The following is a 24,530-nucleotide window of genomic DNA, read 5'->3' as shown; positions in this document are numbered from 1 at the left end:
AACGGCACCGTGCCCCAAGTGAGCTATACAGTGACCGACCCTGAGGGCAACACTGACAGCACCACCTTAGACATCACGGTTGAGCCGGTGAATGATGCCCCAGTAGCGGTAGATGATAAAAAGTTAGACCAAACATTTGGTTCTGATGTGACTCTTGATGTATTAAGTAACGACACCGACCCTGAAAATGACATTGACCCAGCAACCGTCATTATTACCCAGGCCCCAGTTGGAAGCATCATTGCCACTGATGGTAAATCGGTTGTTGTAGCGAATGAGGGTAAGTGGAGCGTTAATGAAACTACAGGTGTCATTACATTTGAGCCAGAAGAAAGATTTGTAGGTAACCCAACACCTATTAGTTATACCGTATCTGATAGTACGAACCTCACCTCTGATCCCGCTACCGTCACCATCGACTATGATCAACCTACTAGAACTGAAGTTGCGACTCCTGGTCGTGTTTCTGAAGAGGGGCTAGAAGGTGGCAATCCAGATAGCGATCCAAACTCAACATTAGATACCACTGACTCTGCATCTGATACGGTTGATAATTGGATTAGAGTAACCGACACCGATACAGACTTAGCAGATGCCGTGGTTGGATTTACATTGCCAACAACTGGCAACAATATTATGAGCCAAGGTAACCCTGTTATTTTTAGAATTGATTCAGCCACAGGAAATATCATTGGTGAATATGAATACATAGACAGTAATAACGTCACCCAAATACAGAATGTCCTGACCATAAGCCTAAATGGTAATAAAGAAGTCATTACTGACGGTTATCAATTTGGTTATGATGTTACATTGGCCGCTCCTGTAGATCATACGCAAGGTGATGATGTAGAAGGTATATTGTCTATCAACTTCGGTGTTGAGGTGTTCGAAAATGCGTCGGCTATTGAGTCATTAGTACAATCTGATGAGCTGTTAGCTATCATTGAAGATGACTCTCCAGCGTCTCAACCTGTGGTGTGGAATATTGATGTACAGCAAGAGACTATTACTATTAGTGGTTTACAAACGGGCTTTACTGACTCATTGTTTACTGAGCCAACAACTTCTGGTTATTTGATTGCTAATAATCCGTCATCTGCAAACCCTGGTAATACTGTCTCATCTAGAGATTATGGCGGTACAGTTGGTGAATTGTTTGCTGAACTAGATGCCACATATCAGGCGGCAGATGGTAATACTTACGTAGATACGCTCGACGAAGCTATTTATTGGGGTGTACCAGCTAATCAAAATGGAGAAGAGACACCTCCTGCTGGTTATACAACTCGTGAAGATCTTGACTATCAAGGTGCTGGTGAAGAGATTAAGTTCGAAACCGATCTTGATTTGGGTGACTTCTCACATATCAACTTTGGTGTATTTGGAAATGGTGGTGTTTTAATTGAGACAACGCTAAACATTGATTTCACAATGGATGTAAATGGTAACTCTGAGCCGGTAAATGTCGATTACTTATTAAAACACAATGAAACAATTAATAGCTTCACGACTGCTACCTTTGGGTTGGACACTGACACTTACTCAGATGTTTTTGTACAGAGCGATTTTATTGTGATACCAAATGCTTCGAAAATTATTGATATCGCTGGTCAACAGTATCAACTTGATATCACACTTGCCAATCAAGATACAGATTCCAGTATTGACTCCGATAAAAACAAAGATTTCCTGAAAATATATCAAGGCTATGATGGTGTTGATAATGACGGTGATGGTAGAGTCGATGAGTCAATATATTCTGCAGTCGGGAACTCAATAGGTGGGTTTATTGATCAAGCCGCGAATGGCACTTTCTACTATGACTTAAATGGTAATGGTATTTTGGGTGATAGAGGAGATGCAGAATATACACGTAATACACCAGATGGTTATAGATATACTATTCTTGGCAATAACGATATTGCTTATATTGATGCTGATAGAGACTTAGTTTCAGATGGTATTGATTTTGACGGTGATAACATAAATGATGCTGTCGATATTAATGGTGATGGCAGACTTGACTATATTGTGTATAGTACTACAGGTCAGCGTGCTGAGGACACTGATGGTGACGGAGTCATAGATAGAGTTGATACAAATAATGATGGCATCGTTGATACGGATCTCGTGTTAGATGGTTCTGACTATAACCCTGCATTGGATGACGCAGGTACTTTCGTGGTCAATAGTGAAGAAGGTCAAGAAAATACTTATGATGTTATTGGCAAGTTAACGCCGCTAAATCCGCTACCAAAGTTAAGTAATAATATTGTCGTTGAAGGAAAAGTTGCAGTTGGTGCTGATACAGTTAACTACCTTAACTCGACTGGAACTGGTATTGTTTGGTCTGGTGTATCGACAACAGATAGTGATGGCACAATTACCACCATTAATACTGACAGCGATGCAACTAATTATGAGTTCCAAACTGATTATGGTGTGTTTATTGGTTATGCCGATGGGAGCTATACATTTAATGCAGCAGACAATATCGCTGATATCGTGAATCCCAATGCAGACGACATTGATGTATTCTCGTTCGAATATCAGGACTCTGATGGTGACACAGCCAGCTCAACGGTAACGCTAAACTACAATGAGTACGCAGCGCCTCAAAGCCCAGACTCAATTAACAGTATTCCATCGCGCACTACTGCCGATAATGATTACTTAGTAGGAACTAACCAAGCTGAAGTGATAGAAGGTGGCGATGGAGACGATACTCTAATTGGTTTGAGCGGTATAGACTCGTTGTTCGGTGGTAGTGGTAGCGATACTGTAGTATTTGACAGGAACGATCTTGTCGTTGATGGAGGCGAAGGCGAAAGCTCAGCCAATATTCAAGATAATGATACGTTGTTAATTAATGATCTCAATGTTGTTGCTGGTAATGATATGACTCAAGTCGTTAATTTTGAGACTATCGATATGACCAATGACACCTCTCAAACCCTGAGCTTGGGACTGAGTGATGTGGTTAGTATCACTGATAATAACAATGAGCTATTCATCAAAGGCGATAGTACAGACACGGTTAATATATCGGGCATGACTAAATCAGCTACATCTGATCAAGTGGGTTATGACTTATATCAAGATGGTGCTAACTCTGCCAAGCTATATGTACAAACTTCTATAGATGACAATGTGATTTAAGAATCATTAGCCACTAGTAAATAACAAAGAAAGCGCTCCCAAATGGGGGCGTTTTTTGATATGTGCCTACAGAGATATTATAATTTGATAAGATTACTCAAAATCTATCTTACTTATAGTCAAGAACAGTTATAACTAGAGGTAAAGACAGTACTACCTTTGCTGTAAAATAGAGTCTATAAACTCATACAATAAAAAGTCAGCGAAATATAACCCGTTGTTTATTATGGAAATAACTATGAATGCTTCACTGCCACGCCTATACACCTTTCGCCGTTGCCCCTATGCTATGCGCGCTCGTCTTGGTCTAATATTCGCCGAGCTGTCCGTAGAGCTACGAGAAATCACGCTAAAGAACAAACCAGAGAAAATGCTAGCGATTAGTCCAAAAGGCACGGTCCCTGTGTTACAGCTTTTAGATGGATCCGTCATTGAAGAGAGTGCAGAGATCATGACGTGGGCGCTTGAGCAAAACGATCCTCAGGGGCTGCTCGACGAAAAGGTTTCATCTGAGGCTAATGCACTGATAGCACAAAACGATAATGAGTTTAAACAGTGGCTTGATCGGTACAAATATGCCGATCGTCACCCTGAGATGACTCAGTCCGAGTACCGAGAGAAGGGAGAAGTGTTTTTACAAGTCTTAGAGAGCTTGTTGACTGATAATATCTATTTATTAGGAGATAATCCAACCATTGCAGACATCGGTATCATGCCTTTTGTGCGTCAGTTTGCCCATGTGGATCGTGAGGTTTTCTATAATTTGCCCTATCCAAACTTACAGCGGTGGCTACAACATTGGCTTGAGCATCCATTATTTGTCCAAGCTATGACTAAGTTTCAACCATGGCAGGAAGGTGATGAGGTGGTTGTTTTTCCTACTTAGTATGGGTGCCAAATCGATCCATGAAAAATTACAGTGAGAGTAGAGTAGTATATAAAACGCTATATCAAATAAGGCTACTATGTCTAATATAAATACCCCAATGCACCAACGCAGCGTATCGATATCGGATAAAAATAAATATATATCCAGCACCACAGATAAGGTGAAAGAGGCTTTTTTAACGCTACCAGTCGTCATACAAACAGCACTAGAACAATCCAAGCGAGTTGTCGTAATTGCAAACAATCCTGCAATCACGACAGCGCAGCTTGAGAGATTGTTACAACCTGATGATGTCCTAGTGCTATTTAACCATTTTATCCACGCTGATTTCTTTGCCAACCATCAGGCAATAAGTTTATTACCTAAGCTCTTATTTTTTCGGCAAATTGGCGATAGCAAACTGCATTTTGGCTTACCGCCTAGAAGCAATAACCTCTCCATGATGGAGCAAATGGCAAAAACAGCCCCGTTAGGTATATTGACGAGCAATCAATCTTATCCGTTTCCATCGCTGACTGACGACCCAAACCCTGACGATGACCCTATTGTCACTCATCGCGTTTTGAATGTTCCTTTGCCAATGCAAGAGTTGTTGATGAGCCCTACTTATTGTAGCGTGCTATCAGAACGTCATGCAGTTGTTGCTGACTATCCATATTTTGTAGATATTCATTCGTCAGCACCTTCGTCAGGTTTTTTGTTATATCGATTGATGCTAGCAGCTCGAGAGTATGTGCATCATACCCAAAAAACAGAGCTACCGTTAGAGCTACTCTTAATCGGCTTTAACAACAATGATAAAACGGCTCATTTTTGGCACGGTCACAACTGGGCGTTTGAACGTCAGGAGATGAGCGCATTACCGCCTAGGGTATCTATCCATCGATACTAAGATCGTTATCACCGAGCGTGTCGGTTACAGTTAAACATAAGGCGCATTTGGACAGTGGGCATGCTTTACTTCATCGTCGCTAGGCTGCCGTCTCACAGCTATGGGTGAAGACTGTTCTTCTGCCCAATCAATCAGCCCCATGTCAGCAAATTGTGACAGCCATCCTGCCATGGGCCAACACTGCCATTTTTGATAAAAACGATCGGCATTGATAATGATACTATCTAAGTGATTGAGGGGCGGTCGATACACACTATGCTGCTGATGATAGATCACATCGGCAGTAAGGTAAAAATCAATATTCAACTGACGCGCGCTAAAGGCAAAATCTGTGTCCTCTGCTCCGTAGCCTGTATATTGAGTATCAAAGCCACCAATATCGTCGAAAGTCTGTTTTTTAATAGCAAAACATAAGCTCCAAAACGCCCCGTAATCATCAGTTCTCTTGATCGCTGTTATCCCAGTTTCGGTAGGAATTGAGTCTGCCTCATCGAAGTTATACCGATAAGGGTTATAAACAGACAACTCATTTAGAAAAGAAAGAGACAAGTGATTGCTTTGTAATTGTACACTCTCTAAATCTGACAAAGGTCGGGTAAGATAGCGTGGTTGTCCCATCAGTAGCGCATCGGGATGTTGCATGAGCTTGTGATACATGTGCTCAATAAATGTAGGGACGACGATACAATCGACATCTAAGAATATCAGGGTGTCATGAATAGCATGCTGCGCCCCAAGATTGCGATTGTGACCGATATCAAACGCTGCAGTCTGTGTATCGCATTTATCATTCGTAGATGATTGAATAGTAGTCGGTAACTTTATGATATTTAAGGAGAAATAAGCCAGTCGGTCACAATCGGCATCATCATTGACGACGATGACCTCAGCCGGTCTTATGCTACTGTTCTCTAGACTGCTGAGCAGGTTATAAAGGTGGCGGTTACGTCCATAGCAAGTCGTGATAATGGTTATCGGTGCTGTATTGGTATTATTAACAATGGTCATTGTGTATGCTCGTCTCGCTATTATATTATTTGTCGTGTTTGACGTATCATTGCTTATGAGTTGATTCAGGCTTTGATTTGATTTTGGTAAGTAGCCAATTCTCAAACCAGAGCTTCGTACTAGGATAAGCGCATAGACTATTCATAAAAGCTTGAGCAGCCATCAACGTGTTTGTTTCGTCTATATCATCATTACTCACTGGTACCCTATATTGTTTTTCTGGTGCATGGCTCATAGCTTGACTCATAGTATCAAAACATTCAGATTTACCGTGTTGAGCTATCATCAAGGCTTTAAACTGCTCCCAGTTCAATGCCTTGTCTTGGGCGAGTAATGCCTGTGCCATGACCACTTGTTCTTGATGTGGTCGGTCATCAGGTATCACGATAAGAGGGGTTGCATAATGATACGCTTGCGCCACGGCATTCAAGCCGCATGCCATAATCAAATAATCGCTATGATTAATATATGGTGTGACGTCATCTACTTGCGCTGAGATATCGACATAACCTCGTTTATCATCATCAATAGGACCAAGAGAGATAATCAGTGCTTGAGGCAGCAGTCCACGAAGTTCAGGCAACTTATCATCGATTGATTGATGTCCACCATAGCCTTTTATAATCGTAATAATAGTCTGAGTAGTCGCTATAGGCATGGCCGATATCATAGGCTCAGGATCATACGTTGATTCAGGTTTAGTAGATTGAACCGTTGTAGAGAAACGCTTATCCGTGTCTAGCCGCGTCAGTATGTCTATAAAGTCTTCACGAGTGTGTGACTGGGTGTTGCGCGTATAGATAAAATCAAGATATAGCGTCTTATCGCAGACCCAACCAGTAGTATGGGTCGATTCTAAACTCTGAGGATAAGGTGCCAGCAGGGCAAGCGCGCCCGCGAATGTCTCTAGATGGGCAGTATCATCGCGGATACCTGGCAGTCTAACGTACAGATAAGGGACACTGGCCACGCGGCATAACATAGCGATTTCGGCGCTGACATCAATAATCATGAGATCAATATCATAGTGATGAATAGCATCGAGTATTTGATGGCTGCGTCTTTGAATATCGATATTACCTACAGGAGAGTAGTGCAGACCTGCAGGTTTCCAGTATTCTCCAGCCCGTCCTGTTAGCACGTCATCACGACGCTCATCTTCTGGGTACAGCCGCATGATCTGCTGCTCATTGATCGAAGTGAAGCGATAAGTATCAGCTTCTAAACTTGTGAATACTATCAGTTGTTCTCTGACATCATCAGGTAGTAGCGCTGCGAGTTTGTCGGCTTGTCGGCAGTGCCCTGAGCCATGATGATGAGCATAATAACCAATACGCATTATGCTCCTCCTGCAATACTGACCAGCTCATGGTCTGTTGCAACGGATGAATGAGCGTCATTATTAGAAACTTCAAAAGAGTCATGTACCATATCAGACTGCATTTGATGGTTAATGGAATTGTCTTCTTTTAGCGCTGTTTTATAAAGTACCAAGTAGCCTTCGACCATGGCAGCCACGGAACAAAATTGCAATGCGCGCTCGCGGCAAGCCTTACGTGATATTTGCTTAATCATAGAAAAGCTACTAATAAAAGCAGCTTTATCGCCTTTAGGAACGATGATGCCAGTATCTGGGGTAATGATTTCGGCACTGGCGCCAACATCAAAACCAATCACTGGCGTACCACATGCCAAACTCTCAGCCAAGATCAATCCGTAAGGCTCGTCCCAAGTACTGGTGAACAGCATGGCAGTTGCTTGACACAAATAGTGATTAATTTCGTCTTTAGTGGCATGACCGACGTAGCTAAATAGTTTGTTGTTGCCACGTTCACTGTCTTTAGATAATAAGGGGGCTACATATTGATCGAAGTACGCTTCGTTGCTTTTAGGTCCTGCAATGACGAGATTTTTTCCTGCTTCTAGGCAGTACTGCATGGCTAAGTGAGTACCTTTTTCGGGGCAGATACGTCCATACCAGAAATAGGTTTCTTTATCGCTATTTTTATTCGATTTAGTATTGGCAACAAAAGACTCGACGTCGATACCGTTATAAACGGTGTGTGAGGGGACAAACTCAGAAAACAGTTGCTGTTGGTGTTTGCTCACGGCTGTAAATTGAGTGGTTGTACCAGCACGAAGGGTCAACAGTGCCAACCGCAGTTGCGGGAAGATAGGCGTATGAAAAGTGGTGAAAAACCTTTTGCCAAGCGCTTGACCTGTCATCATTGGGATGTGATGCAAACTGTGGTTGTGTACGATATCGATTTCACCGCGCTCGTCACGTTCGATGATATCTCGTAGGGCTATCTGATAAGCAAGATACTGATACATCTCCTCACGATCCATCGCTACTGCTTCGTGCTCATTGTCATAGACCATGTCATCAAATTCATGACGAGTCAATAATGGTACCAGCGTTGCGTTGGTCTCGCTATCTTCGTGCGCATAAAGTAGTACGTCATGCCCTTGTGCCACCAGTTCATCGCAAATGAGTTGGGTGATCATCTCTAGACCACCCGCATAGGGCTGAGCAATAGGGTACAGTGAGTGCGCAATGATAGCGATACGTAGTGGCGAGGTTGAAGACCGAGTCATGTTATCAAGACCTTTATAATGATAAACGTTTTGGCTATCGGTAAGACGATACACAGTAGCCCTAGTATAGAAATGGTAAAAAACAAGCTAATAATGCTTAAAATCCACCTCTATGAGTCGATGGTTTTTTTGTCTTTGAATAACGCTGACATATAAGAAGTGGTTACGACTTTGTTCCTATTATGCGCTGTTCTCAAGGTGTACTTGAGCGTTTCATTCATACTAGACGTGCCTGATGCGATATCAGTAAAATTGTTTATGGCTACACTGGCTGCTGCAAGCTTCAAAATACAAACCAGCATGGCACATATGAATAAGACAGGGGAGTAAAGCGGTGAGAACGGGGCAACAGCCACTGCGGTAATGATATTTACGATCAGCAGTAATTTTGGTAATGCCGTGATGTTCTTTAGAAGTAACGAATAACGGCTACGGACGTCCTTGTGTTTTGGTGTACAGACAAACGGTTTGTTCTGACCCCACAACACAGGTAGCCATGACAATGCACCAATCTCCCAAAAATTTAAGTGCATCAGCCAGGCTCGTACGCCTTTTACAAAGCGTGGTTGATGACTGCGGTCTAGTTGTTTATTCAAAGGAGTTTGATCACGGCAGTATGCCCATAGACGCCTGATAATAAAAAACGCGTACCCTGCATAGACTAGGTATAAGGGGGCAATCATAGGTGTATCAGAATTACCCATCGAAAGTAGATTGGCGATTAAAAACAAAGAGCAAACATGCAAAAGGATAAAAAATCCTGTGAAGTTCACCCAAGCGCTCAGCTGAGACAGATGAGCCCTTATGTACCCTAGATGGTCACCAATGCTTTTGTATTTAGAAGGAGGTGTCGATTGAGAAGAGTGTGGCGTTGATAGATAATCAGTAAGCACTTGCATATTGCCATATATCCAGCGTCGTCGCTGACAGATGAGATCATGTAGTGTATTGGGCAGTAGACCTGTGGCAATCACCTCTGGTATGAACTGGCTGCGAAACCCTTGTCGATGCATGAGGACGCCCATCTGAGCATCCTCAGTAATAGACGCCCCTGACCAGCCACCTATGGTCAGAAGATCTGAACGCCGAATCACTGCGTACGTACCCGTTGATAAAGCACGTGTACGATTAAAAGGTCGATATAAGTGATGGTTAAAGTAATGATTTAACTCGCTATGGGCATCTACTTGTCCCTCATTACGATAGAACTGCGGAAACTGGAGTAGCGTATGGTCAGGGTGCTGTGCGATAGCTTGCGCGATAGCATGTCTAGCATGTGGTAATGCCTGATAATCACTATCGACAACAACGATATGAGTACATCTTGGATCCATCAACCCCAGTGCTAAGTTCAAAGCCCCTGCCTTAAATCCTGCGACATGATCGACATGATAAAAATGAACATTTAGCGCATCATCCAAGCCGTTACAAAATGCTGCTAAGGGCTCATATAGCGCCGACTCTGTATTGTTGTTATCGATAATAAGTATTTCATCGTGAACGTTTTTGACTGCTAATAAAGACTTGATAGTGGCAATAACTAGCTCTGGAGGCTCAGCCCGCGTCATCAATTGAAAACTGAGCATTGCTGTTGTCAAAGCTTCTGGTTTGGCAGTCATATCTAGTCCTTAGGCATATGAAGCAGGTGAAAGTTATATAAAGAAATAGATCTTTTATAGAAATTGTGTGCTTGTAGCAAAGGTAGGGGTGTGTATCTCCAACGACTCAATCAATATCAATGAATACTAATACAAAATTAGGTAACTATTTAGCCGATAATTGTTTATGGTGAATTAACGGTGTAAGTCTATGTAATATGACTGGACGACAGTCGATGTTTGGTCAAATAGAAAAACAGGAAGTTGGTCTATAGAAAATTGATCTATAAAAAGTTGGACCATAGAAGGTTGGTATATAGAAGGTTAGGCTATGTAGAGGAAGGTGTATTGAAGTTCTAGGTTATAGCGTTGTGTTTGTGAGAGATGCAAGAGTAAAAGGGTTGTCGGACAGGCAGTATCAGTTAGTGAGAAATATCGGAATAATTATTGTAGTGTTTATCGAAAGCTATAATGAAAGCTAAAATACTGGCACTTGCCACTTTAAGCACATCTTGTCATCAGCCAAAATATCTATACTGCCATCGATCTAACCATTAGGCTAACCGTGATGGCAGTGAGGGTAATCAGCTTCGATATTATAGATATTGTGAATTGTAGAGAGTCATACTCAATAGCATTGTGCTTAAGCATTGTGCTTAAGGGGTGTTGTATCTATGCAGAAGGCGTACCCGAAAAGTAGCTGCTCAACTCCTGAATATGCTCAGGACCAATACCGCAGCAGCCTCCGATTAATGAGGCACCCTGTGCTTGCCATTTTTGTGCCCAATGCAGATAAGCAGGTGGCGTTAGGTCATCACGTACCTGATTGAGCGTATCATTTGCTGCGGCGTTTTTCGGTTGCGGCGGAAAGGCATTGGCATAGGCACCAAGCTCAATATGGGTCGCATTTTTATCTTGCAACGTGCTTTGGGCGACATCTAATGCTTGATCGATAACATCAGGCTGACAGCAGTTAAATAGTATCGCTTCGACGTCGCGGTCTGCCATTGCCGCAACTGCTTCTGCTACCATCTCTCCTGAACGCAGGCGTGGTACATCGATCTCCATGTTATCTTCTAAAGTAAAAGCAATCCATATTGGCTTATGATCTGTGTCTAGCCTACTTAGTAATTCACGAACAGCGATAGATTCTGCGATCAGACTTTGGGTTTCAGCGAGCCAAAAATCTACATACGGGCTCAATCCATTTATAAGCGGAGCCGCAATGTCTTCTACATGGTCAGCATCAAACAAATCGGCACGGTAAGAGCCAAATAATGGCGGGATAGACCCTGCTATTTGGGTTGTAGTGCCTTCTAGGATAACTGCTGCACGTGCCATTTCGCCTGCTGATGCGGCTAACTCTTGCCCCTGCTGCGCAAAGCGTTCTGCGCCAATATGAAAGGGCACAAGAGCGTAGCTGTTGGTGGTGATAACATCGGCGCCGCTTTTGATATAAGCGCGGTGTACGTCGCGAACGACTTCGGGCGCTTCTATCATTGCCAGTGCCGACCATTCAGGTTGACGAAACGGTGCGCCGCGCTTCGCTAATTCTCGTCCCATGCCGCCATCGATAATAGTGACTGAATTAGTTGCCATAATAAATCCCTCTTTATTGTAAATAGCAGAATTATTTAGAAGGGCGAAATACTAGGCGTAATAAGGAGCAGATGCAACCAAAAGTTTAGTAGTAATGTTAATTGATTACTTTTGGCATCTGATTCACCGATTTTGAGGGTATTATGGCGAGATTATCCTTAATAACATCTATACAAATTATGAGTAAATACGAAGTAGCGATGACTTCCAACCGGACATAAAAAAGTCAGCACTATGATCAGTATTTATTTTCTTATGGTGATAATCTGTACATGGCTAAGACTAAATCTATCGTTTTGTACAATGCGATGGAGTTACTGGAATATATATGATTAGATAAAATATCATATTTCAAATGGAGTCGTTAGATGCATCAACAAGAACTGCACGATCTAATCATTTACCAAGATAGGTATTTTGAGATACTAACTGGATTTTTCATTAGTGTGACTGGGTATTTGCCACGTGATTTTTCATCTTTAGAGAACTTCTCCGAGTCAATTCAAAGAATGGCGAGTACTTTAAAAGAAAGCCATACTAAAATCGAAAAGTCTTTTATTGCATTCTCTGTTCTTGAAAAAGACCTCAAAAAACTATACGCAGAAGAAGGTGGGAAAGCTTTTGGTGCAGCCAAAAAATTAGATGCGTGCAAGTTAAACTTAGGTGGGAGTAGTCGTTTCTTACAAACACAATTAAATGCTACGCGCAAATCGCTTTTATACTCTGATACAGTTTTAATTCCAGATCCTGTCATGCCATGGTTAGAAAAAAAGCGTGATGAAGAACAGTTTCAGTATGTTATTCCTCTTCAAATGGTTTTTTTTATATTGCATTTGTCAGATCTCAGAGGCAGTGATTTTGACCTACCACCATTTTTTGTATTTCCAAGCTTTGAGAAGTCACTAGAAGAACATGATCAACAAACACAAGAAAATAGCATTCAGCTTATCACTGATGTATTTTCGCACTATGTAGACTCTGGTATCACACATCCCCAAAATATTATTGAGTTTGCTTCAAGAAACCCTGATGAATATTATAAAAAGATTGAAGCTTCAAGGCTCTTTGTCTCACCTGGTTCTGAACCTGGTGAGTCTGTTAAAGTAGCGTTAGAAAACTACAAAGCGGAAATGAGACGTTGGAGAACAGAGGACTGGTGTAATGAATTGTTTTCGAAAGGTGACGTTAACATTGTGACAAATGCTATTTTTGAACGTATTATTCCAAACTACCATTTATTAGAAAATGCTGATGAACTTAGGAGTCATCCACTTCTATGCATTAGTGCACAAGCTCATTATTACCAACTTATCGCAAACATGAAAAATTCAACTATTGGTGCGAAAGCTTCATTTGATCCTTCCGTATTTCCTATTTTACAGTCACTAAATTCTAAAAGGCTTGATTATCTCGCTAATATTAAAGACTCTCAACTAGTTATGTTGAGAAAAACTAATGAAAATATTGAGTTTAGAAGGGATTTACGAAATTTAGTTAATAGCTTATCTGATACTAAACTTGATGACTTAGGATATGTTACTGCCGAAGTATGCTCTCACATTGAAAGTGCAGTATCTAAGCATGAAAAGCAGATTTCTTCGTTAAATAATAAATATGAAGCGAAAAACAAATCTACAGCATTGATTGCTGGTGGCACATTCGCAGTTACCATGTTTCCTGTGTTAGCTCCATTTTTAGGGGTGTTACTACCTGTAAGTGGAGCAGCATTTAGCTTTGGTAAATATGTTACAGATAAACTTGACAAGAAAGCTGAGGTCGATAATTTATCACATTCTATGTTCGCAGTAATATCGCTTGCTAAAAATAAATAGTATATAGAAAAGAGTTTAAGTGAAAATAAATCTAGTACTATTTTAATATTAATTATTAACCTTTATAACCTACAAAAAAGCAGACATCATAGATATCTGCTTTTTTTCATGCTATGTGCATCAAAACCAATCTGTTAATAGGTTTTTTTGCAGGCGTGATTAGCCTTGTGGTGTGATCAAGTATTTCTCACCAGTGGCTTGCTTGCCATAAGTAGCGATTGACTTTAATTGCAATGCTTCCTCTAACGTCACTTCATGGGTATAGCTGCTTGCAAAGGTAGTGGTGATTTCTTCTGCAACTCTTTGACGCATCGACATAACGGTTTTGGTACCTAGTTTGCCGAGTGCATTGAATAGTAAGAAACCATTAACACCCCAAGCAAAACCAAAGTTACGATTTAGCGTGATAGGTCCACGGTTAAGAGCGCCATAGATATAGGCTTGTTTGAACGTGTTTGAGCCGTATACGCTATACTCTTCCACATCGCGAGTGATGGCCGCTTCCATGCAGTTTAGGATATCGCTGGTCAATTGACCGCCGCCTACAGGATCGAACGAAATAGTAGCCCCTGTTTCGACAATCGCTGCTGTCAAATCTTTCAAGAACGTATCATTGCTTGAGTTGACCACGTACTTTGCGCCCATATCACGCAGTAGTTTTTCTTGTTCTTCTTTACGCACGATGTTGATCAAATCGATACCATCTGCCATACAGATACGGTTGAGCATTTGACCTAGACTAGAGGCAGCGGCTGCATGAATGATGGCTTTGTGACCTTCAGCACGCATGGTTTCAACCATTGCTAGGGCAGTAAGCGGGTTCACAAAAGAAGACGCACCTTCTTTGGCAGTCGTGCCTTCTTTTAACTCAAGGCAGCTCTTTACATTGACACAGTGGTACTGACGATAAGTACCACCGCCGATCACAGCAACCATCTTACCCATCAATGCTTGCGCCGACTCTGACGACCCTGCTGCAACGACGGTACCGGCGCCTTCATTACCTACTGGAGTGTCTTCATTGACACGTGTTTTCAGCGATGGCATGAATTTGGTAGGTATATCGGCAGTAACGACTGGGCTTTGCTCGGTGCCTGACTGTACGGCAGTTGACATATCAGCGGCGCTGAACATCACCCCAAAATCAGAAGGGTTCAATGGGGCGGCTTCAATGCGTACAACGACTTCATCTGCACCAGGGGTTGGCATCTCGATATCTTGTAGCGCTAGGGTCAGTTTATTGTCATCACTAACGGTCGAGGTCAGTTGGATATTTTTATCAGTCATAAAATTTGCTCCTGCAAATAATTATAGGTATTGGACCACTTATATTAGTGTGTTGGTTAGGTTTGGAGTGTTGTTTAATCAACGCACTTATTTTAATAGTGGGTGTTTTTGTTGCGCATTACTTTCATGCCTTATTTAGTTTGGGTCGCTTGTATCTGAGCTTGTACATGCTGCATGAATTCAGGCATATTTGCCAAACGATCTTTTTCGACAGTCTGGGCAATATCAGATTGGCTCATAGAGGTGCTCCACTCTTTCATACCAGGGATTTGTGCCAGTACATCCCATTCGAGCTGGCTTGAGGCAAAGGTATTAACAATAAGGTTCACATAGTGGACGTAGATATCAGCCATGGTGAACTGCTCGCCTGCAATCCAAGGTGAGAACTGGCACAAGCTATTTAAAGCCCCAATTCCGCGCTCCAACACTTGGCGTACTTCAGCTTTGAGTGGCTCAGGCGCTGCAGCACCCGAAAATACATACGGTATGAGTCGGCGACTTGGCAGCTCAAAGTAAAGCTCTGCTATTTTCATAATTTGACGTACGACAGCACGCTCACCAGCATCTGCAGGATATAGCGGCATATCAGGGTGAGTCTCTTCGATAAAATCACAAATCACGCTCGACTCTGAAATATTGAGTCCGTCATCAGTGGTGATGGCTGGTACTTTACCCACGGGGCTGACTGAGAGTAGCTCGTCGCTACCAGCGAAGATTAGGTTTTCTTCAAAAGGTATCTGTTTGTACAGTAGGGTATGTTTGACGATGTTGTAATAGTTGCTTGCAGCAAAACCGTGCAAAGTAATCATATGTCATTCTTCCATTGTTGACGTGATGGGTTATTTTTAGTCGTGTTTTAATCGCGTTTTAGTCTTGACGCTCAAGTTAACCACATTATTACTGGTTTTAACATGGTTATATATAGGATAAAACGTCAATCACTATTGCTTTTAAGACAACAATAGAGACAAAATACTTGGCTACTCAAGCTTAGATAGTCAATGGAGAAGTGGATTGGATCAATTACGGGCAATACGATATTTTAGTAAAGTGGTCGAAACGGGGAGCTTTACCAAGGCTGCAAAGGCATTCGACGTACCGCCGTCCTCACTATCAAGACGCGTGTCTGATTTGGAGAAGAGTTTGGGCGCGACCCTGTTACAGCGTTCGACCCGAATGGTTAAGCTGACCGAAGTGGGGCATGTCTACTACAATGATGTGCAGCATATACTGAACCAACTAGAGCAAAGCAAAGAGACGGTTCGGAGCTACCAAACCACCCCGATGGGGCGTCTGCGTATCAGCTCAATGGTAGGGTTTGGGGAGAGGATACTACTGCCTTTACTAGATGATTTTAGTGCTCTATATCCGCAGATTATATTGGATGTCAGCTTGAGTGACGAGCTATCGGCACTCGGACGTGATGACGTTGATATTGCGATCCGCGGTGGCTACGCGCCAAACGAACGTGTGCTTGCTATCAGGCTTATGGACAATAGCTTTATTCCTGTTGCCTCTCCGAGCTACCTAGAGCAGCATGGCACCCCCAAGCATGTGATGGAACTCAAGAATCATCGTGGTCTGTACTTTAAAGCGCCAAACGGCCCAACACCGTGGCTGTGTCATGTAGATGATCAGTGGCACGATGTCTCAGGGCCTGCGGTTGCGATCTCAAATAAAGGACCATGGCTGGCACAGAAAGCCAGTAATGGCGAAGGTATCTTAATGTCCACTCGGTGGGCGCTGGCGTCGTATCTTGAGTCAGGCGCACTGCAAGAGCTAACCTTTGAACACAAGTTAACCATCACTCAGCATTCGGATATGGCGGTTTATCTGCTGTATCAAAAACAGCGCTACCTAGTACCCAAGGTAAAAGCGGCGGTAGATTTTTTGGTTGAGAGAATACAAGTAGCAGGTGTAGATAAATAGCCTAAGTAATGTTATGAGTTAAAGTTTAGCTAGTCCGAGCTGAAGGATGTATACCTTTTAACCAATTATAAGGTTAGTAATAAATGGGAAATGTCATTAGTATTGATAAGATCGGAGACTTCCGTGATTTAGTAAATTCTAACTCAAGCTTTGTATATCAAATATATAAAGATAAAGGTGGTAAGAATCTATTTAATCTAGTCTGTTCTTGTTTGGACTGGATCACAGTATCAGTTCGTCATTTGGAAAACATAATTGAGTTTGATAAAAATATAGATAGAAAATCTATGCAGGTCTATTCTCTGATATCTTCGATTGACCTTATATTTGAATCAATCAAACAGCTACACAGAGTATTTATAAGCGAAAAAAGTATACCATTTTCAGGTGAGAAGAAGTGTTTTGATGAGCGATTGTTCCCTAATGAAGATGATAACAATTATTTCAAGACAATAAGAGCTTGTTTTGGCGCTCACCCCGTATCTTTAAATCAATCGAACTCGAAACGCTTTGCTAGTTGGCCTTTTGAAAGTTTTTCCAATAACGGGGATTTATGTGTCCACTTATACAGTAGAGACGTAAACGAAGAGGATCTATTGCTAAGTCTTAACATAAATGAGTTATTAGAATTTCTCCTTATTCGGTATGAATATCTAGATGTTATTGCTGACAAAATAGAAAGTTTATTCAGTGAATATCAGAAAAGCCTTTCAAGCCAAACGATTGAAATAAAATCCGATCCACTTGAACAGCTTTATATTCTTAGGAATGAGTCTAAAAAACGCTTAGACAACGATTATTATAATGGCGAAATTAATGATCTAATTATGATCTTCGAAGCGAAAGTTACTGATCCTAAACTTATGGAAATAGCTGATAATTACAAAGATTCCCTCTTGCCTATAATTGAAGAAATTAAGACTAATCTTCAAGTAATGAACATCGTTGATTTAGAAGATGATGCTATGCTTAGAGTTCGCTCAAATCTTAGCATGCAGTTAGGCTATGAACTGTCAAAGTTCTATAGTTGGGTACACAGTGATAAATATGACCCACTCCTTAACTATTATTTTGAAAGATTCAATGAAGTCACAAAGGGTAAGTTTAACTTCACCAGCAGTGATGAAACTAACCTTACATTTCTCAAAGTAAAGTTGATGTTAGCTCTATAGAATGTGCTATGAAAGAGTAAGTACCAACTTCTAGTCAGCTACTGATACGAAGGCGATCTTACTATCAACAACTAACTAATATACAAATTACTCTCAATCATGTTTTTCATATGCAGTAGACGAGGGGCAATATCTTCTTCTAGCTTGGTACGGCTCAGGATAAAACTGGGCGCGCCACAGTTAAAGGTGAGTAGCCCTTCCGTCGGATGCATCAGCGCAATAGCGACCGCATTGACGTCCTTTTGCCATTCACTAATCGAAAAACAGTAGCCGTACTCTTCGTAATCTTGAAAGGCTTTATCTAATCCTCGTCTGATTTTGAGCCAATCATCCTTATACTTACTACGAATAGCATTTAAGATAAACTCTTGCTCAGCAGGTGGCATGCTGGCTAGGCAGGCCCGTCCCATCGAGCTTAAATGAATAGGTAAATAAGAGCCGACATTGCGCTGCATGGTGGTGCTACCAGCACCTTGTACGACATTGAGGTAGACCATCATCAGACGATCGCGGGTCGCCATGGCAACAGCGCTATTGGCATAATCTGCCAGCTCTTCCATATAAGGGGTGGCAAGGTTATTGATAGAGATGTTGGTCATCATCGTATAACCAAACCCAAGTACACCTGTAGAGAGCTGGTACTTACTGCTATTGGTAGACTGTTTTAGATAGCCTAATTTGACTAAGGTATAAGTCAGACGAGTGATGGTCCCTTTGGGTAGCCCTGTCAGCTGACTTAAGTCTTGATTGCCCAGATAGGGACGCTGCGGGGTAAAACAGCGCAGCAGCTCTAGCCCTCGAGCGAGCGCAGTGACAAACTGTCTGTCGTTTTTGTCACGCATCTCTGCAATGGGCTCTAACAGCTCGATATGCATCTCATTGTTAGCATCTTCATTGGCAAGGGTATCATTCGTCATATGCAGTCTACTATTCCCAATTAAGTCCATACGAACATCATAATTTCACTACCTAGCGCATCTATGAGCCAATACAAGCGTTTATATTGATTCTTACAATGGCTGATAGTATAAGTCTATAGCCACGTGCTGAGGGCAGTCTATCCATCCAATTATACTATAATAAGTTATCATTGAACCCTCAGCATAGCACGATATGTATAGATTGTTTCGCTATGCGGTATGAGTGGTAGCGATATAAGCTACTAAGAGCATCGTTACAAATGCTCCTACACTCAACGTGCGACTACGCTTGTTGCGGGTCATACTGCTTTTCTTTGATGAATAGCGTTGGGATAAGACCACATAAGAAATAAGCACCTGCCATCAGTAGTAGACCAGCACCGATAGAATTGTGCATCGCCATATAACCAATCGCAACAGGCGCAATTACAGAACCCAGTCGACCAATATTGAACGCACCACCAATAGCCGTACCTCGAATAGCAGTAGGGAAGCTTTCGGTTAAATAAGTGGCGTTAATCGCATAAGGAATACCATATAAGAAACCAAAGGTGATCATGAGCCAACCAATATTGGCTGGGGTATGCATATAGACCAATATCGGGATAAACAATGCGGTACCCATGGTGCCAAAGGCAAAGACGATTTTGCGACCGATCTTATCTGCCATGTATCCTGCGACTACTTTGGCAAACATCATGGTCAAGTACGTACCGGCCATATATAACGCCATTTCTTTAAACTTAATTCCAAGCTCGGTCTCTAGGTAAGAGGGTAACCAGTTGCTTACGCCAAAATAACCGAACAGTAATAGCCCTGAGCTCATCGACCACAGAATAAACATGATACGGTGTCTTGGGTTGTCTAATATTGCCTTGTATGGGTTCTCGGCTTTTTTGAGTGGATCTTTTGCGCCGCTCAACTTCAACGCTCGAGCGTCCTTCCAAGATTGAGGTTCAGGAACCAGAAAGTACATCGCGACGGCGAGGATAAGGGGCAAGAAAGTCAACAGATATAGTGTGCGCCAACCATAACTGGGGATGATCCAAGCGGATATACTGGTGATAACCAATGAGCCTAAGGTGAATCCAGTCATCAAGGCAGCAAGGACGGTAGTACGGTGCTTGGTAGGCACCATCTCTGACATCAGCGTGTTGGTAGCGATATAAAGACTGCCCAGACCCAAACAAGCAAAGGTCCGTAGGGCTATAAACTGCTCGTAGCTCTGTACCATGCCACTAAACCCAGACAGTATTGAGAACATCCCAGTAGCCAGAACAATCACTCGTACTCTGCCAAACCGATCGCAAGCCCAGCCACCAAAAAACCCACCGATAGCCATACCAAATAGAGACCAGCTGCCGAGCGCCCCTGCCTGCACATTGGTCAATGCAAACTCCAGTTTTAGGCTGGATAAGGTAAAGGCGAGAATACCAATATCAGCCCCATCACATAACAGAACCAAAAAACAAAATACAAAGGCCAGTTTCCAAGGTTGTTTTTGGACAGCGCTTGCGCTTGGGTCTGACGTCATAACAGCACTTTTCACAATGTATATCCTTATCGTTGTGAGAACAAAAGAGTAACGAAGTACAAAAAAAGACGGTACCGGCATCCTAGCCAATACCGCGATACATCTCGATGGTCAACCAAGCCTACTCGCTGGCTTCTTTGATCATGTTGCGAGCGATGATAACTTGCTGGATCTGAGTGGTACCTTCATACAAACGATAGAGACGCACATCACGATAAAAACGCTCGATTCCGTAGTCAGCGATATAGCCTGCGCCGCCATGAATCTGTACGGCTCTGTCAGCCACGCGGCCACACATTTCAGTGGCAAACATCTTGGCACACGACGATTCGGTGACGACGTCTTTGCCTTCGTCGCGCAGACGTGAGGCATCTAACACCATAGAGCGTGCTGCATATATCTCTGCTTTTGAGTCAGCAAGCATGCCTTGGATCAGCTGAAAACTGGCAATCGGCTGACCAAACTGCTTGCGATCGACGGCATAGTGTAGGGCATCGTCCAACATACGAGTGGCAGCACCAGTACTGGCGGCGGCAATATGTAGACGACCTTTATCAAGCACTTTCATTGCGGTCTTAAACCCAACACCTTCAACACCACCAATTAGCGCGTCTGCTGGTACGACACAGTTATCAAAGATCACATCGCAGGTATGCGCGCCTTTTTGTCCCATTTTTTTGTCTATCTTGCCCAAGGTAATACCAGGTGTATCGCTCTCAACGATAAACGCTGAAATCCCGCCAGAACGTTTGTTTTGGGGATCTGTGCGTGCCATAACTGTGAATATGCCAGCCTGCGGGGCGTTGGTGATATAGCGCTTGGTACCGTTGATGATATAAGTATCGCCATCTTTTATAGCAGTCGTCTTCAGTGACGCCGCATCTGAGCCTGACTCCGGCTCAGTCAAACAAAACGAACCGATAATCTCACCGCTGGCCAACCTGGGTAAGTATTTCTGCTTTTGCGCTTCAGTACCGTCGATCACTAGTCCAGATGAGCCGATACCGTTATTGGTCCCTATAAGCGAGCGAAACGCAGGGGAGGTGCGACCTAGTTCAAACGCCAATGTAACCTCTTCTTCCATCGTGACACCTAGTCCGCCGTACTCTTCAGGAATAGTCAGTCCAAAAAGCCCCAGCTCACGCATCTGCTCAATAATCTCTTCTGGGAGACGATCGTTTTCTGCCACCCAATGCTCCAATGGGACGAGTTGATCGTTTACGAAGTTACGAATGGTTTGGGTGATATGGTCGAGGGTTTCTTTATCTCTAATCATGTGAATCTTCCTTGTTTGATTAACCGCTACTGTTAATAGTGGTTTTATAAGCATCCTGAGTTGGGAGAAATCTTAGTTTTTGATAAACAATATGATTAATACTGAACAACAATCTAATTGTCTTAGGCAAACAGCATAATCGATGGTTTATTAAATTACAATAGTTTTGGTTTAAAAAACCGCATTGCGGTTTAAATACAAGTGATATTTATGAGAAATTGAACAAATATTTTGAGATTTAGCCAGTTTTTACTTCACAAATGAAAATAAACGCTATATATTGGTATCAAATATCGCTGTGCGGTATTGTTAGTGTTGAAGAGATGGCTTTTATTATCTTGGATAAAACAAACAAATGTAAAAAGAGGTAATCATGGAAGAACAACTCATTATTTGTGAAAAACAAGGAGAGGGTGTCAGTGTTATCACATTGAATCGTCCCAAAGTGCGCAATGCACTAAATACTGAATTACGCCAACAAATGGCAGAACTGTTCATTCAATTAAATGACGATCCACAAACCAAAGCGATCGTGCTGACGGGTGGTAATAAGGTGTTTGCCGCAGGTGCTGACATTAATGATTTCTTAACAGCTAAGACAGTCGATGTGTACTTACGTCGTAGTGAGCAATATTGGCGTGCGATTACTGATTGCCAAAAGCCGATTATCGCCGCGGTGAACGGCTATGCGCTTGGCGGTGGCTGTGAGCTTGCCATGCATGCTGACATCATTGTGGCGGGGCAATCTGCTAAATTTGGACAGCCAGAGATTAAAATAGGGCTTATGCCAGGTGCAGGCGGCACTCAGCGATTGTTTCGTGCTATTGGCAAACACAAAGCCATGAAGATGATACTAACAGGTGACATGATTGATGCTGATGAAGCGGACCGAATGGGATTGGTGTCTGAAGTGGTTGCAGACGACAGTACCCTCACCCGTGCTATTGAGATTGCTAAGCAGCTGGCAAGTTATTCACCCATTGCCTTGACTCAGATTAAAGAAGTGTCAATGCTCGGTCCCGACATGCCTCTAGATAGTGCGTTGGCGTTGGAGCGTAAGGCGTTTCAAATCCTATTTGATACTCATGATCAAAAAGAAGGCGCCAAAGCCTTTTTGGAGAAGCGTCCTGCAGAGTATAAAGGCTATTAAACGCCATCACGTTCCTTATTTCTGTTGAGGTCCACGCCGACCAAACCCTATCGCAAATTACATAGAGAATGATTATGACTGTGAACACATTGGCCATTGTTGGCACTGGCATCATGGGCATGGGCATTGCCCAAATCGCTGCCCAAGCGGGTATCCAAGTCCTTTTATATGATGCCAAATCAGGCGCTGCTGAACAAGGACGAGCATCACTACAGGGTACGCTTGAAAAACTGGCTGCCAAAGGCAAGTTTACTGCTGATGAGCTGCAAGCAACTTTAAACAATTTGATTGTCATTCAGGAGCTGAGCCAGATTGCTACCGCTGAGATCGTGGTTGAAGCCATTATCGAAAACTTAGACATCAAAAAACAGCTGTTTGCCCAGTTAGAGGAGGTTGTCGCTGCCGATACTATTTTGGCGTCCAATACCTCATCGCTATCTGTCACAGCAATCGCTGCTGACTGTGACCATCCAGAGCGCGTGGTCGGTTTTCACTTCTTTAACCCAGTACCACTGATGAAAATCGTGGAGATTATTCCAGGAATATCTACGCAGCATTCAGTTGTTGACGCGCTCACTAGTTTGGCCAAACGTATGGGACATCTGGGTGTGGTCGCAAAAGATACACCAGGATTTATCGTCAATCATGCAGGCCGAGCGTACGGTACCGAGTCCCTAAAGATACTAGGCGAGGGTATCGCAAATTTTGAGCAGATTGACCGTATCTTGCGTGATGGCGCCGGGTTTCGTATGGGTCCGTTTGAGCTGATGGATCTGACTGGCGTTGACGTGTCGCACCCTGTGATGGAGTCGATCTATGAGCAGTACTACCAAGAAGCGCGCTACCGTCCGCATCCATTAACCCGTCAGATGCTGGTAGGCAAAAAGCTCGGCCGTAAGGTTGGCGAGGGGTTTTATCACTACGAAAACGGTCAGAAGTTGTCAGCAGCTACTGCTCAAGATCAGTCGTCCGAAGCACTCATATCTGATGCCGTTATTACCTCAGTTTGGGTTGGCGCTGATCTGGCAGAAGACAAAAATCAACTGGTCGATTACCTAAAGTCTCAGGGTATCACTATCGATGACAACGACAAGCCGAGTCCTGATAGTTTGGCGCTGCTCGCCATCTATGGCGAGGATACGACCAACGCGGCGATTCGTTATCAGGTCGATCCCAAGCAAGCGGTTGCCGTTGATATGCTCACCGAGCTTACAAAACATCGTACGTTGATGCCAAGTCTTGTGACACAAGAGCAGTTTGTAGCACAGGCCTACGCGCTATTTAGCAGCACAGGTAATAAAGACTTAGATAGTAGTAAAGCAGATATGCAAGATACGGGGAGTGCCACGCTGATTGCTGAGAGTACAGGTTTTGTGGCGCAGCGTGTGGTTGCGATGGTGATCAATCTTGGCTGTGATATTGCGATGCAAGGAATTGCCACGCCAGAGGATATCGATAATGCTGTCAAGCTTGGGCTAGGTTATCCATACGGCCCGATCTCTTGGGGTGATCATCTTGGTTCCTCACGTATATTGCTTATTTTAGAGCGTATCTATGCGCTTACAGGTGATCCGCGTTACCGCCCAAGCCCTTGGTTGCAACGCCGTGCCAAACTAGATGTGTCATTGTTTACTCAGCAAACCACCTATTAATACGAACGACAAAGTATTGTCGCCAAACCATT

At 42.9% G+C, this 24,530-nt stretch carries 18 protein-coding genes; 8 read left to right on the top strand and 10 right to left on the bottom strand.

Features of this window, described 5'->3' with window-relative positions; all coding sequences use genetic code 11:
* The 3 genes from ACTXGL_RS13610 to ACTXGL_RS13600 all read left to right on the top strand — a co-directional run.
* Positions 1-3,162: Ig-like domain-containing protein (locus ACTXGL_RS13610; RefSeq protein ID WP_443527260.1), on the top strand; the 3,162-nt coding region annotated here is incomplete at its 5' end.
* 238 nt (positions 3,163-3,400) lie between these two features.
* Positions 3,401-4,048 carry a glutathione S-transferase gene (locus tag ACTXGL_RS13605; RefSeq protein WP_319051860.1) on the top strand — a complete coding sequence of 216 codons (648 nt, stop codon included), beginning with the start codon at positions 3,401-3,403 and terminating at the stop codon, positions 4,046-4,048.
* A 79-nt stretch (positions 4,049-4,127) separates the two neighbouring features.
* Positions 4,128-4,943, top strand: a complete 816-nt coding sequence (locus ACTXGL_RS13600) for a hypothetical protein (RefSeq protein WP_319051859.1) — start codon at positions 4,128-4,130, stop codon at positions 4,941-4,943.
* 30 nt (positions 4,944-4,973) lie between these two features.
* On the opposite strand, the gene ACTXGL_RS13595 is transcribed toward ACTXGL_RS13600, so the two are convergent.
* The 5 genes from ACTXGL_RS13595 to ACTXGL_RS13575 all read right to left on the bottom strand — a co-directional run bounded on the left by ACTXGL_RS13595 (position 4,974) and on the right by ACTXGL_RS13575 (position 11,746).
* Positions 4,974-5,951, bottom strand: a complete 978-nt coding sequence (locus ACTXGL_RS13595; RefSeq protein WP_319051858.1) for a glycosyltransferase family 2 protein — start codon at positions 5,949-5,951, stop codon at positions 4,974-4,976.
* 46 nt (positions 5,952-5,997) lie between these two features.
* Positions 5,998-7,290 (bottom strand): hypothetical protein, encoded by a 1,293-nt coding sequence (locus ACTXGL_RS13590; protein WP_319051857.1) that lies wholly within the window; start codon positions 7,288-7,290, stop codon positions 5,998-6,000.
* On the bottom strand, positions 7,290-8,549 hold the full coding sequence (locus tag ACTXGL_RS13585; protein WP_319051856.1) for a glycosyltransferase: 1,260 nt from the start codon (positions 8,547-8,549) through the stop codon (positions 7,290-7,292). The genes ACTXGL_RS13590 and ACTXGL_RS13585 overlap by 1 nt, the downstream gene beginning before the upstream one ends.
* 110 nt (positions 8,550-8,659) lie before the next feature.
* Positions 8,660-10,168, bottom strand: a complete 1,509-nt coding sequence (locus ACTXGL_RS13580) for a glycosyltransferase family 2 protein (protein ID WP_443527259.1) — start codon at positions 10,166-10,168, stop codon at positions 8,660-8,662.
* Between the two features lie 651 nt (positions 10,169-10,819).
* The gene (locus tag ACTXGL_RS13575) at positions 10,820-11,746 is read right to left on the bottom strand and encodes a homocysteine S-methyltransferase family protein (protein WP_443527258.1); all 927 of its coding nucleotides are present in this window, start codon (positions 11,744-11,746) and stop codon (positions 10,820-10,822) included.
* Between the two features lie 368 nt (positions 11,747-12,114).
* Between ACTXGL_RS13575 and ACTXGL_RS13570 the strand changes: the two genes are divergently transcribed.
* A complete protein-coding gene (locus ACTXGL_RS13570) occupies positions 12,115-13,578 on the top strand; it encodes a hypothetical protein (protein ID WP_443527257.1) in 1,464 nt (487 codons plus the stop codon).
* A 159-nt stretch (positions 13,579-13,737) separates the two neighbouring features.
* Here the strand turns inward: ACTXGL_RS13570 and ACTXGL_RS13565 are convergent, their stop codons facing one another.
* Positions 13,738-14,865, bottom strand: a complete 1,128-nt coding sequence (locus tag ACTXGL_RS13565) for a zinc-binding dehydrogenase (protein WP_443527256.1) — start codon at positions 14,863-14,865, stop codon at positions 13,738-13,740.
* A gap of 131 nt (positions 14,866-14,996) precedes the next feature.
* On the bottom strand, positions 14,997-15,674 hold the full coding sequence (locus tag ACTXGL_RS13560) for a glutathione S-transferase family protein (RefSeq protein ID WP_443527255.1): 678 nt from the start codon (positions 15,672-15,674) through the stop codon (positions 14,997-14,999).
* Between the two features lie 205 nt (positions 15,675-15,879).
* On the opposite strand from ACTXGL_RS13560, the gene ACTXGL_RS13555 reads away from it, so the two are divergent.
* Together ACTXGL_RS13555 and ACTXGL_RS13550 are read left to right on the top strand one after the other, a co-directional pair.
* On the top strand, positions 15,880-16,794 hold the full coding sequence (locus ACTXGL_RS13555) for a LysR family transcriptional regulator (RefSeq protein ID WP_443527254.1): 915 nt from the start codon (positions 15,880-15,882) through the stop codon (positions 16,792-16,794).
* An 83-nt stretch (positions 16,795-16,877) separates the two neighbouring features.
* Entirely contained in the window at positions 16,878-17,966 is a 1,089-nt protein-coding gene (locus tag ACTXGL_RS13550; RefSeq protein ID WP_443527253.1) for a hypothetical protein, read from the top strand.
* Between the two features lie 71 nt (positions 17,967-18,037).
* Here the strand turns inward: ACTXGL_RS13550 and ACTXGL_RS13545 are convergent, their stop codons facing one another.
* From ACTXGL_RS13545 to ACTXGL_RS13535, 3 genes are all read right to left on the bottom strand, one after another.
* Positions 18,038-18,883, bottom strand: coding sequence for an IclR family transcriptional regulator (locus tag ACTXGL_RS13545; protein WP_319051849.1), 846 nt, complete (start codon positions 18,881-18,883; stop codon positions 18,038-18,040).
* 286 nt (positions 18,884-19,169) lie between these two features.
* Positions 19,170-20,420, bottom strand: coding sequence for an MFS transporter (locus ACTXGL_RS13540; protein ID WP_443527262.1), 1,251 nt, complete (start codon positions 20,418-20,420; stop codon positions 19,170-19,172).
* 121 nt (positions 20,421-20,541) lie between these two features.
* Positions 20,542-21,696 (bottom strand): acyl-CoA dehydrogenase family protein, encoded by a 1,155-nt coding sequence (locus ACTXGL_RS13535; protein WP_319051848.1) that lies wholly within the window; start codon positions 21,694-21,696, stop codon positions 20,542-20,544.
* 373 nt (positions 21,697-22,069) lie between these two features.
* Here ACTXGL_RS13535 and ACTXGL_RS13530 point away from each other — a divergent pair, with 373 nt between their 5' ends.
* Together ACTXGL_RS13530 and ACTXGL_RS13525 are read left to right on the top strand one after the other, a co-directional pair.
* Entirely contained in the window at positions 22,070-22,846 is a 777-nt protein-coding gene (locus ACTXGL_RS13530; protein ID WP_443527252.1) for an enoyl-CoA hydratase, read from the top strand.
* 74 nt (positions 22,847-22,920) lie between these two features.
* Positions 22,921-24,498: a 3-hydroxyacyl-CoA dehydrogenase gene (locus tag ACTXGL_RS13525; protein ID WP_443527251.1), complete on the top strand. Its 1,578-nt coding sequence runs from the start codon at positions 22,921-22,923 to the stop codon at positions 24,496-24,498.
* Positions 24,499-24,530 lie beyond the last annotated feature (32 nt).

The sequence above is a fragment of the Psychrobacter sp. T6-6 genome (genome assembly GCF_052258185.1).
GTDB lineage: Bacteria > Pseudomonadota > Gammaproteobacteria > Pseudomonadales > Moraxellaceae > Psychrobacter.
This window is presented reverse-complemented; position numbering and strand designations above follow the sequence as displayed.